We start from the raw sequence: 12,517 nt of genomic DNA on the forward strand, positions 1-12,517 counted from the left end.
TGCATCCACAAGCACGGACTGTTACCCACGTGCGCTTGAACCCCGCCCCACACCAGCAGACAATACCTATGTTGCGCCGCACAACACCGTGCGACGCGGGCCGCTCCTGCTGTCGTCTGCCGCGCAGGCGGCGCGGCCCCGCAACCGAGAGTCCGATGTCCTCCAGCGTGTCCGAGGCAGGCGCTACGCCGCCGCGTTATCCCGATTACCGCATCATCTCGCTGATCCTGGCGTGCGCCATCTTCATGGAGCAGATGGATGCCACCGTGCTGGCCACCGCGCTGCCGACCCTGGCGCGCGATTTCGGCGTGGCCGCGCCGGCCATGAGCATCGCCATGACCAGCTACCTGCTGGCGCTGGCGGTGCTGATCCCGGCCAGTGGCGCCATCGCCGACCGCTTCGGCCTGCGCCGCGTGTTCGGCGCCTCCATCTGGGTATTCGTCGGTGGCTCGATCCTGTGTTCGCTGGCCGACAGCTTGCCCACCATGGTCGCCGCACGTGTGTTGCAAGGTGCGGGCGGCGCCATGATGGCCCCGCTGGGCCGGCTGATCCTGCTGCGCACGGTGGAACGACGCCACCTGGTGTCGGCCATGGCCTGGACACTGGTGCCGGCCTTCATCGGCCCGATGCTCGGCCCCCCGCTGGGCGGTTTTTTCGTCTCGTACCTGGACTGGCGCTGGATCTTCTACATCAACGTGCCGATCGGTATTGCCGGTTTCCTGCTGGTGCGGCGTTTCATTCCGGAGATTCCCACCGAATCGACGCCGGCGCGTTTCGATCTGCGCGGCTTCGTGCTGTGCGGTACCGCACTGGGCTGCCTGCTGTTCGGCCTGGAAATGGTCAGCCAGCAAAACGGCATCGGCGAAGCCAGCTGGCTGCTGGCGATCGGCGGCAGCGCTGGGTTGGGCTATCTCTGGCACGCACGTCACCACCCCGCTCCGCTGCTGGACCTGAGCTTGTTGCGCATCGCCTCGTTCCGGTTGTCGGTGATCGGCGGCGCGCTAATGCGCATCACCCAGGGTGCGCAGCCATTTCTGTTGCCCTTGCTGTTTCAGATCGGCTTCGGCATGAGCGCCGCGCACAGCGGCCGGTTGATCCTGGCCACCGCGCTCGGCGCACTGCTGATGCGCAGCATCACCCCGCAATTGCTGCGTCGCTTTGGCTATCGCAACAGTCTGATCGGCAACGGCGTACTCGCCAGCCTGGGCTATATGGTGTGCGCGTTCTTCCGCCCCGATTGGCCGCCGGCATTGATGTTCGGCCTGCTGCTGTGCTGCGGCGCCTTCATGTCGTTTCAATTTGCCGCCTACAACACCATCGCCTACGAGAACGTACCGGCCGCGCGCATGAGCCGCGCCAGCAGCCTGTATACGACCTTGCAGCAACTCATGCTCTCGGTCGGCGTGTGTGCTGGCGCGATGATCCTCAACCTGGCGATGCTGGCCGGCGGCCACGCAACGCCGCATCAGAGCGATTTCTCGCTGGCCTTTTGCATCGTCAGCCTGATTTCGCTCAGCGCCACCTGGTGGCACGTACGCTTCGACAAGCACGCCGGGCAGGAAATGAGCGGGCATCGGGCGTAAGCCAGGCCCGCCTGCAGGGCGCCGTATGCTGGCCCTGTGCTTGAGCCGCACAACATAGCGCCTGGACATCCACCAGGCGCCGCACTCAGGGCACGTGGGCGTACGCCGTGCACCATGCCCTGCACGCAAGAGGCCGCCCGGAGGCGGCCTCTGCATCGACTCAATCACGGCGCTGTCGCGACCACCACGATAGCGAAGCGTTCGCTCCGCCACCGCGGCACTAGGCCACTTACACCCCGTGCGCAGCCAATTGGCCCAACCGCTGCACTGCCACCGACACGGTCGGGTAGTCCAGGGTCTTCTGCTCGGCGACGTCGGCGAGCATGGCCAGGGTGAAGCGCAGGCTGGAATCGTCGCGCGCCATCCAGTTGGCGACCTTGTCCTCGGCACTGCTGCCGGACATGGTCAGCACCTGGCCCACCAGCGCACGCTGATGCGCGGCCAGCTCGTCGCGCAACACGCCACGTGCCACGGCATGCCAGCGGCCGTTGACCTCCAGCGCGTCGATCTGTTCGAACAGCCACGGCAGCCGCAGCGCTTCGCCCAGGCGGAAATGCACCTTGGAAACGTCCACCGGCTTGAGCTTGCGGGTGCGTGCGGTTTCGATGATGTCGAAGGCCGGTTCCAGATACCGCAGCTCGGACAACTGCTGCGCCAGTGCCGGGGTCAGGCCCTTGTCCTGCCACTCCTGCACGCTGGCTTCGTACTGCGGGCGCTGTGCGTCCGACAGCACGCCCGACGCCACGCGGATGTCGTTGAACGGGCCGTGGTAACGCTCCACCGCCGCGGTGATGCCGGGCATCTGGCCGGGGCGCAGCAGCAACCAGCGCACGAACGAGCGTTGCAGGCGCCAGATCACTTCCAGCGCGTCGATCTGCACCGACTCGGGTACCTTGCCGTCCAGGGCATCGATCTGCGTCCACAGCGCGCGCGCATCCAGCGTTTCGCGGCTGATGGTATAGGCCTTGGCGACCTCGCCGATGCTACGGCCGGTGTCTTCCTGCATGCGCATCAGGAAGGTGGCGCCCATGCGATTGATGGTGGTGTTGGTGACCGCGGTGGCGATGATCTCGCGCTTGAGGCGGTGACGCTCCATCGCATCGGCGTACTTCTTCTGCAGCGGCTGCGGGAAGTAGCGCTGCAATTCCTTGGACAGGTACGGGTCTTCGGGAATGTCCGATTCCAGCAGCTGCTGGAACGCCACCAGCTTGGAGTACGACAACAACACCGACAGCTCCGGCCGGGTCAGGCCCTGGCCGCGCGCCTTGCGTGCCGACAGCTCGGCATCGGAGGGCAGGAACTCGATCTGCCGATCCAGCAGGCCCTGCAGTTCCAGCGTGCGGATGAAATGCTGCTTGGAGCCGAGCCGCTTGACGCTCATGCGCTCCATCAGGCTGATGGCCTGGTTCTGGCGGTAGTTGTCCCACAGCACCAGATCGGCCACTTCATCGGTCATCGACGCCAGCAGCTTGTTGCGCGCGTCATAGGTCAGCTTCTTGGCCTGCACCATGTCGTTGAGCAGGATCTTGATGTTGACCTCGTGATCGGAGGTGTCCACGCCGGCCGAGTTGTCGATGAAGTCGGTGTTGAGCAGCACGCCGGTCTGCGCCGCTTCGATACGCCCCAGCTGGGTCAGGCCCAGGTTGCCGCCCTCGCCCACCACCTTGCAGCGCAACTCGCCACCGTTGACGCGCAGGCCGTTGTTGGCGCGGTCGCCCACATCGGCGTGCGATTCGCTGGCCGCCTTGACGTAGGTGCCGATACCGCCGTTCCAGAACAGGTCCACCGGCGCCTTGAGGATGGCGTTCATCAGCTCGTTGGGCGAGAGCTGCTTGACGTTGGCGTCCAGGCCCAGCGCTTCGCGCACCGGTGCACTGATGTCGATGGATTTGAGCGTGCGCGGATAGATGCCGCCACCGGCGCTGATCAGCTTGGCGTCGTAATCGGCCCAGCTGGAACGCGGCAACTTGAACAGGCGATCGCGCTCGGCGAAGGACACCGCTGCATCCGGGTTCGGGTCCAGGAAGATGTGGCGGTGATCGAACGCGGCCAGCAGGCGGATATGTCTTGAAAGCAGCATGCCGTTGCCGAACACGTCGCCGGACATGTCGCCGATACCGACCACGCTGAAGTCCTGGCTCTGGCAGTCGCGGCCCATGGCGCGGAAGTGGCGCTTGACCGATTCCCACGCGCCGCGTGCGGTGATGCCCATGCCCTTGTGGTCGTAGCCAACCGAGCCACCGGAGGCGAAGGCGTCGCCCAGCCAGAAACCGTGGTCCAGCGCCAGACCATTGGCGATGTCGGAGAACGTGGCGGTGCCCTTGTCGGCCGCGACCACCAGGTACGGGTCGTCCTGATCGTGACGCACCACCTGCGGCGGCGGCACGATCTTGCCGCCGACGATGTTGTCGGTTATATCGAGCAGGCCCTGGATGAAGAGCTTGTAGCAGGCGATGCCTTCTGCCTGGATGGCATCGCGATCACCGCCGACCGGCGAGCGCTTGACGTAGAAACCGCCCTTGGCGCCGACCGGCACGATGACAGTGTTCTTGACCATCTGCGCCTTGACCAGGCCCAGCACTTCGGTGCGGAAATCCTCGCGGCGGTCAGACCAGCGCAGGCCGCCACGCGCCACTGCGCCGAAGCGCAGATGCACGCCTTCCACGCGCGGGCCGTAGACGAAAATTTCGCGATACGGACGCGGCTTGGGCAGGTCCGGCACGCGCGCCGAATCCAGCTTGAAGCTGATGCAGTGGGGGTGCTTGCCGTTCTTGTCGGTCTGGTAGTAATTGGTGCGCAAGGTCGCATCGATCACATCGATGAAGCTGCGCAGGATGCGGTCCTCGTCCAGGCTGGAGACGCGGTCCATCAGCTTGAGCAAGGTGGCGCGGGTAGCGTCCTGCTGCGCGTTGCGATCGCCGCCACGTGCTTCCAGCACGGCGTCCAGCGCCTTGAGCGTGGCCTCGTCGCCGCCTGCCAACGCAGACAGTTCTTCGCGCAGGCGCTCCTGGCCGGCGAAGATCTGCGCCTTGGTTTCAGAGCCGGTGGACGGATCGAAGCGTGCTTCGAACAATTCCACCAGCAGGCGCGCCAGCAACGGATAACGGGTGAAGGTGGCTTCGACGTAGGCCTGCGAGAACGGCACCGCCGTCTGCAGCAGGTACTTGCAGTAGCCGCGCAGCAATGCCACCTGGCGCCAATGCAGGCCGGCCGCCAGGATCAGGCGATTGAAGCCGTCGTTTTCGGCATCGCCGTTCCAGATGCGCTCGAACGCTTCGCCAAAGCTGGCATCGGCGTGTGCGGCATTGATCTTGCCGGACGTCGATTCAACCTCGAAATCCTGGATGTAGACCGGGGTGTCGCCGACCTGCAGCCGATACGGCCGCTCGGAAATCACCCGCAGGCCCATGTTTTCCATCATCGGCATCGCATCGGACAGCGGAATGTCGTCGAGCTGGCGGTACAGCTTCAGGCGCAGGCCTTCGCCCGCGTCCAGACGCATGCCGTCGTCGCGACGGATTTCCTGCAGGCTCAGATGCAGGTCGTCCGGGCCATCCAGCGAGGCGAGATGCTCGACGTCGGACACCGCCGATTCGATCGAGGAATCTTCGATATAGCCGGCCGGCAGTGCGCGACCGAAGTTGGCCGCCATGCGCAGGCCGTTGGCCTCGCCATGCCGCGCAACCAACGCCTCGCGCAGGGCATCGCGCCAGTTGCGCAGCAGGTGCGCCAGCCGCGATTCGAGTTCGGTGGTGTTGAACTCCAGCGCCTCGCCGCTCTTGGGGCGCACGATCAGGTGCAGCTGCGCCAGCGGCGATTCGCCCAGCACCACGCTGGAGTCGATGTATTCGCCGTGCAGCGCATCCTTCAACAAGGCTTCGATGCGCAGGCGCACATCGGTGTTGAAGCGTTCGCGCGGGATGTACACCAGCGCCGAGATGAAACGCCCGTACTTGTCGCGGCGCAGGAACAGGCGGCTACGCACACGCTCTTGCAGCCCGAGAATACCCATCGCGGTGCGGTACAGCTCTTCTTCGTTGGACTGGAACAGCTCCTCGCGCGGCAGCGTTTCCAGGATGTGGCGCAAGGCCTTGCCGCTATGGCTGCTCGGGGTCAGCCCCGATTTGCTCATCACGTATTCGTGGCGCTGACGCACCAGCGGAATTTCCCAGGGGCGGCGGTTGTAGGCGCTGGACGTGAACAGGCCCAGGAAGCGCTGCTCGCCGACGATGCGGCCCTTGGCGTCGAATTCCAGGATGCCGATGTAATCCATGTAACCGACCCGATGCACGCGCGAGCGTGCATTGGTCTTGGTCAGGATCAACGCATCCTTGAGCTTGGACGAGGCATTCAGGCCATGCGCGGCCAGCGTGGTCACCGGACGCGCCGGCGAGGTGTCGCGACCGCGCAGCAGGCCCAGGCCGGTCTCTTCCAGCGGTGCCAGCACATCCTGGCCACCCTGCTTCTCCACCCGGTACTCGCGGTAGCCGAAGAAGGTGAAGTGGTCGGCCGCGGCCCAGCGCAGGAACTCCTGCGCCTCGTGCCGGTTGATGTCGTCGATCGGCAGGCGGCGGGTCGCCAGATCGTCGGCCAGCATGACCATGCGCTCGCGCATCGCCGACCAGTCCTGCACGATGGCGCGCACCTCGGCCAGCACCTTGCGCACGGCCGCTTCCAGCTTGGGCATTTCTTCCGGCGGCTGGCGGTCGATCTCCAGCACCATCAGCGATTCGCCCTTGCCCTCGCCCACTGCGGTGAGCTTGCCGGACTTGTCGCGCGCGATGCGCAGTACCGGGTGGCCCAGCACGTGCACGCCGATGCCCAGGTCGGCCAGGGTCATGCTGACCGAATCCACCAGGAACGGCATATCGTCGTTGACGATCTGCAGCAGGGTATGCGGCGACTCGTAGCCGTGGCTCTTCAAGGTCGGGTTGAAGACACGCACGTTGACCGTGCCGGCCTTGCGCGCGCGCGCGAACTCCAGCATGTCCGATGCCAGCGCCGCCCACTGCTCCGGCGGATGGTTCGGGAATTCGTCTTCCTCCATGCGCCGGTAGAAGTCGGCGGCGAACGCCTGGACTTCGGCCTGACGGGCGGCCGGGTAGCGCTTGCGCAACGCGGCAAACACCGGCTCGAGGGTAACCGCCTGCGGTTCGGTGGCAAGCACGGGGACGGCACGTTCGGCGACCGGTTTGACCGACGTCGTGGACGATTTCGAAGCGGCTTTCTTGGCTGTCATGAGTAGAGCTGGAATGCTCGGTGGAAAACCTGAATTGTACCGGTGCGCGGTGACGACGCCTTGCTGCATAGCGCAAATGTGCGGCCCACGATCGCCCCCGGCGGCATGCAAAAGCACGACATCCATGTAGCGACGAGAACGCAGCGGCGGGAAGGCGGGGCTGGACCGCCACAACCGGCAAAGTCCGGCCAAAGGCTTGGCACAGAAGGCGTTGTGCAGACAACGCTGCGGCCGTCAAGCCTGTTTAAAAACTAAACTGGACGGTATAGTCTACCGCCATGATCCCTCGTTCCCACCGTGCTGCCCGGCGTTCGGACTGCGACCGCCGCATCCATGCGGCCGTGCATGCGCTGCTTGCCGAGCGTGGCATGCGGCTGAGCATGGACGCGGTGGCCGAGCGGGCCGGCTGTTCCAAGCAGACCCTGTACAGCTACTACGGCTGCAAGGAAAACCTGCTGCGCGACGTGCTGCAGGACCACGTGCACCTGGCGGCCGGGCCGCTAGGCACGGTCTCGGGCGATCTCCGCGCAGATCTGCTGGCCTTCGCGCTGGCCCATCTTGACCGTTTGAACAACCCCGATGTGCTACAGACCTGCCGTCTGGTGGAGGCCGAGTCGCACCGGTTTCCCGACCAGTCGCAGCAGATCTTCCACGACGGCGTGGTCGGCATGCAGCAGCGCCTGGCGCATCGCTTCGAACAGGCGATCGACGCCGGCCAACTGCGGCATGACGATCCGCACTTCATGGCCGAACTGCTGCTGAGCATGATCGTCGGGCTGGATTTCGACCGCCAACGGTTTCAAGTCCCCCATCGCGCCGGCCTTCCCGCCAGGCAGCAATGGGCGCAGTTCGCCGTGGACACCTTCCTGCGTGCGTTTGCTCCGGCTCCTGCCGCGCCGACGTCGCCACCACCTTCGCTTCTCACTTCAAGACCCTAACGGAGTTCCCCCTGATGATTGCCCCGCTCCGCACATTCGGCCTGGCCTGTGCCATCACCGTGGCGCTGGCTGCCTGCAGCAAGCCCGAACAACAGCAGGCACCGCCGCCGCCGGAAGTCTCGGTGCTGGAGATGAAGCCGCAGACGCTGCCGCTGGAACGCGACCTGGTCGGCCGCCTGTCGGCGTACCGTTCGGCGGACGTGCGCGCGCGCGTGGACGGCGTGGTGCTCAAGCGCCTGTACACCGAAGGCGCCAACGTCAAAGAGGGCCAGCCGCTGTTCCAGATCGACCCCTCGCAGCTGAAGGCCACGCTGCTGCAGGCGCAGGGCCAGCTGGCCGCCGCCGAAGCGACCTATACCAACGCCAAGATCGCCGCGACGCGTGCACGCAGCTTGGCGCCGCAGCAGTACGTCTCGCGCGCCGACATCGACACCGCCGAAGCCAACGAGCGTTCGTCCGGGGCCAACGTGCAGCAGGCGCGCGGCGCGGTCGAAGCTGCGCGCATCCAGCTCGGCTTCGCCACCGTGACCTCGCCGATCACCGGCCGCGCCGGCATTCAGCGCGTGACCGAAGGCGCACTGGTCGGTGCCGGTGAAGCCACCCTGCTCACCACCGTGGACCAGATCGACCCGCTGTACGTGAACTTCGCCATGAGCAGCGAAGAACTGGCCGCCCTGCGTCAGGCGCAGAGCAACGGCAACGTGCAGCTGAGCGGCGACGGCAAGTCGTCCATCAACGTGGAGCTGGGCAACGGCACGCAGTACCAGCACCCCGGCACGCTGGACGTGTCTGCGGTGACGGTGGACCCGAGCACCGGTGCGGTGTCGCTGCGCGCCACCCTGCCCAACCCCGAACAATCGCTGCTGCCAGGCGCGTTCGTGACCTTCAAGGCCAGCCTGGGCCAGCGCAACAATGCCTACCTGCTGCCGCAGCAGGCGGTGCAGCGCGATGCCACCGGACCCTACGCCCTGGTGCTGGGCAAGGACGGCAAGGTGGTCCGCAAGAACCTGACCGTCGACGGCCAGCAGAAGGGCCAGTGGATCGTCACCGGCGGCATGACCCCGGGCGATCAGGTCATCGTCGATGGCGTGCAGAAGGCCAAGGAAGGGCAGCCGGCCAAGGGCGTGCCGTGGGATCCGAACAAGCCGGCACAAGGCGGCCAGCCCGGCGCAGCGGGCGCGGCGCCCGGCGCGGCACAGGGCGGCGACGCGAAAGCCGCACCGTCCGCCGACAAGGCCGATGCAGCGGCGCCGGCCGCCCAGCAACAGCTCACGCAGGATGCGGCCGCGCAGCCGGCCGACTCCCAGTCCAAGCAGCAGTGACGGAACCCGGACATGCCTAAGTTTTTTATCGAACACCCGGTCTTTGCGTGGGTGGTGGCGATCCTGATCTCGCTTGCGGGCGTGATCTCGATCCTGAATCTGGGTATCGAGTCGTACCCGACGATCGCCCCGCCGCAGGTCACCGTCACCGCCAACTTCCCCGGCGCCAGCGCCGACACCGCCGAAAAGGCGGTGACCCAGGTCATCGAACAGCAGCTCACCGGCATCGACCACCTGCTGTACTTCAACTCGTCCTCGGCCGCCAACGGCCGCGTGACCATCACCCTGACCTTCGAAACCGGCACCGACGCGGATATCGCGCAGGTGCAGGTGCAGAACAAGGTGTCGCTGGCCACGCCGCGCCTGCCCTCGGAAGTGACCCAGCAGGGCGTGGTGGTGGCCAAGGCCAACGCCGGCTTCCTGATGGTGGCCGCACTGCGCTCGGACAACCCCTCGATCGACCGCGACGCGCTCAACGACATCGTCGGTTCGCGCGTGCTCGAGCAGATCTCGCGCGTGCCCGGCGTGGGCAGCACCAACCAGTTCGGCGCCGAGTACGCGATGAACATCTGGTTGAACCCGGAGAAACTGCAGGGCTACAACCTGTCGGCGACCCAGGTGCTGACCGCGGTGCGTAACCAGAACGTGCAGTTCGCTGCCGGTTCGGTGGGCGCCGACCCGACCCCGGAAGGCATCAGCTTCACCGCCACGGTGTCGGCGGAAGGCCGCTTCAGCTCGCCCGAGCAGTTCGAGAACATCATCCTGCGTACCGACAACAATGGCGCCACCGTGCGTTTGAAAGACGTCGCACGCGTCACCGTCGGGCCAAGCAATTACGGCTTCGACACCCAGTACAACGGCAAGCCCACCGGTGCCTTCGGTATCCAGCTGTTGCCGGGCGCCAATGCATTGAACGTGTCCGAGGCGGTCGGCGCCAAGCTCGACGAACTGCAGCCCACCTTCCCGCAGGGCGTGACCTGGTTTGCGCCGTACGAATCGACCACCTTCGTGCGCATTTCCATCGAGGAAGTGATCCACACGCTGGTGGAAGCCATTGTGCTGGTGTTCCTGGTGATGCTGCTGTTCCTGCAGAACTTCCGCGCCACCGTGATTCCCACGCTGGTGATTCCGGTCGCGCTGCTGGGCACGTTCTTCGGCATGTACATGATCGGCTTCACCATCAACCAGCTGACGCTGTTTGCGATGGTGCTGGCGATCGGCATCGTGGTGGACGATGCGATCGTGGTGATCGAGAACGTCGAACGCATCATGAGCGAGGAGCACCTGGAGCCCAAGGCGGCCACCCAGAAGGCGATGACCCAGATCACCGGCGCGGTGGTGGCCATCACCGTGGTGCTGGCAGCGGTGTTCATCCCCTCCTCGCTGCAGCCCGGCGCCTCGGGTGCGATCTACAAGCAGTTCGCGTTGACCATCGCCATGTCGATGGGGTTCTCTGCGTTCCTGGCGTTGAGCTTCACGCCGGCGCTGTGCGGCGCGTTCCTCAAGTCGACCCACTCGACCAAGAAGAACTGGGTCTACCGCACCTTCGACAAGTACTACGACAAGCTGGCGCATCGCTATGTCGGCGTGGTGGGCCATACCCTCAAGCGCTCGCCGCCATGGATGATCGCGTTCGTGGCGCTGGTGGTGCTGTGCGGCTTCCTGTTCACGCGCATGCCGGGCAGCTTCCTGCCGGAAGAAGACCAGGGCTTTGCCGTGGCCATCGTGCAGCTGCCGCCGGGCGCGACCAAGATCCGCACCAACGAGGCGTTCGCGCAAATGCGTGCGGTGCTGGAGAAGCAGCCGGCCGTGGAAGGCATGCTGCAGATCGCCGGCTTCAGCTTCCTGGGCTCGGGCGAAAACGTCGGTATGGGCTTCATCCGGCTCAAGCCATGGGAAGAACGCGACGTCACTGCCGAGCAGTTGATCCAGCAACTCAATGGCGCCTTCTACGGCATCAAGGGCGCGCAGATCTTCGTGGTCAACCTGCCCACCGTGCAGGGCCTGGGGCAGTTCGGCGGCTTCGACATGTGGCTGCAGGACCGTTCCGGTGCCGGCCAGGAAGCGCTGATCAATGCGCGCAACATCGTGCTCGGCAAGGCGGCGGAGAAGCAGGACACCCTGGTCGGCGTGCGTCCGAACGGCCTGGAAAACTCGCCGCAGCTGCAGTTGCACGTGGACCGCGTGCAGGCGCAATCGATGGGCCTGGATGTCAGCGATATCTATAGCTCGATCCAGCTGATGCTGGCGCCGGTGTACGTCAACGACTACTTCGCCGAGGGCCGCATCAAGCGCGTCAACATGCGTGCCGACGATCAGTTCCGCGCCGGCCCCGAGTCGCTGCGCAACTTCTTTACCCCCAGCGCCACGGCCACCGGTGCCGACGGTCAGCCGGCCATGATCCCGCTGAGCAACGTGGTCAAGGCCGAGTGGAACTACGCCTCGCCGGCCCTGAACCGCTACAACGGCTATTCGGCCGTGAACATCGTCGGCAACCCGGCTCCGGGCGGCAGTTCCGGCCAGGCGATGAGCGCGATGGAAGATATCGTCAACAACGATCTGCCGCCGGGCTTCGGTTTCGACTGGAGCGGCATGTCCTACCAGGAAATCATCGCCGGTAATGCGGCCACGCTGCTGCTGGCGCTGTCGGTGGTGGTGGTGTTCCTGTGCCTGGCCGCGCTTTACGAGAGCTGGTCGATTCCGGTGGCGGTGCTGCTGGTGGTGCCGATCGGCGTGCTGGGCGCGATCACCTTCTCGATGTTGCGCGGGTTGCCGAACGATCTGTACTTCAAGATCGGCATGATCACGGTGATTGGTCTGGCGGCCAAGAACGCGATCCTGATCGTGGAATTTGCAGTGGAGCAGCGTGCGGCGGGCAAGACCCTGCGCGAGGCCACGCTGGAAGCGGCGCACCTGCGCTTCCGCCCGATCCTGATGACCTCGTTCGCGTTCATCCTGGGTGTGTTGCCGCTGGCCATCTCCACCGGTGCCGGCGCCAACTCGCGTCACTCCATCGGTACCGGCGTGATCGGCGGCATGGTGTTCGCCACCGTGCTCGGCGTGATCTTCATCCCGCTGTTCTTCGTGGTGGTGCGCCGCATGCTGGGCGACAAGCTGGACGAGCAGTCCAAGGAATATCTGGCCGTGCAGAACGATGGCGGAACCCACCGCCCGGATCGCTGAGTCAGGCAGTAGATGCAAATCAAAGCCCCGGCAATGCCGGGGCTTTTTTTGTGCAGCATCGGTGGAAACCATTGCGAATCCGCCCCTTGTAGGAGCGCACCGGAGCGCGAACGCACTACCGAAAACGCCCGTCGCGCCCAGGTGCGCTCCTACGAGACGGCGATGTCGGCAGGTTGCAGTGATCGGCGCGAGGGGCCTGAACAATCACGGCAAGTGACACCTCCGGTTCGCCGGCATCGCGCAGGTCCGCAA

5 protein-coding genes are annotated in these 12,517 nt (G+C 65.5%); 4 read left to right on the forward strand and 1 reads right to left on the reverse strand.

Annotated elements, in window-relative coordinates; all coding sequences use genetic code 11:
• Nucleotides 1-155: 155 nt before the first annotated feature.
• Nucleotides 156-1,583, forward strand: coding sequence for a DHA2 family efflux MFS transporter permease subunit (locus tag HLH45_RS16955; RefSeq protein WP_008571358.1), 1,428 nt, complete (start codon nucleotides 156-158; stop codon nucleotides 1,581-1,583).
• Between the two features lie 229 nt (nucleotides 1,584-1,812).
• Here HLH45_RS16955 and HLH45_RS16960 read toward each other — a convergent pair whose 3' ends face one another.
• Nucleotides 1,813-6,822, reverse strand: coding sequence for an NAD-glutamate dehydrogenase (locus HLH45_RS16960; RefSeq protein WP_008571359.1), 5,010 nt, complete (start codon nucleotides 6,820-6,822; stop codon nucleotides 1,813-1,815).
• A 278-nt stretch (nucleotides 6,823-7,100) separates the two neighbouring features.
• On the opposite strand from HLH45_RS16960, the gene HLH45_RS16965 reads away from it, so the two are divergent.
• From HLH45_RS16965 to HLH45_RS16975, 3 genes are read left to right on the forward strand one after another with little or no spacing between them, the layout of a single operon-like run.
• Nucleotides 7,101-7,760 (forward strand): TetR/AcrR family transcriptional regulator, encoded by a 660-nt coding sequence (locus HLH45_RS16965; RefSeq protein WP_008571360.1) that lies wholly within the window; start codon nucleotides 7,101-7,103, stop codon nucleotides 7,758-7,760.
• Nucleotides 7,761-7,774: 14 nt separating this feature from the next.
• Complete coding sequence (locus HLH45_RS16970; protein WP_008571361.1) at nucleotides 7,775-9,082, forward strand: efflux RND transporter periplasmic adaptor subunit; 1,308 nt, start codon at nucleotides 7,775-7,777, stop codon at nucleotides 9,080-9,082.
• 12 nt (nucleotides 9,083-9,094) lie between these two features.
• On the forward strand, nucleotides 9,095-12,265 hold the full coding sequence (locus HLH45_RS16975; RefSeq protein WP_011347809.1) for a multidrug efflux RND transporter permease subunit: 3,171 nt from the start codon (nucleotides 9,095-9,097) through the stop codon (nucleotides 12,263-12,265).
• Nucleotides 12,266-12,517 lie beyond the last annotated feature (252 nt).

Source organism: Xanthomonas euvesicatoria, assembly GCF_013112235.1.
In the GTDB taxonomy this organism is placed as follows: Bacteria; Pseudomonadota; Gammaproteobacteria; order Xanthomonadales; family Xanthomonadaceae; genus Xanthomonas; species Xanthomonas euvesicatoria.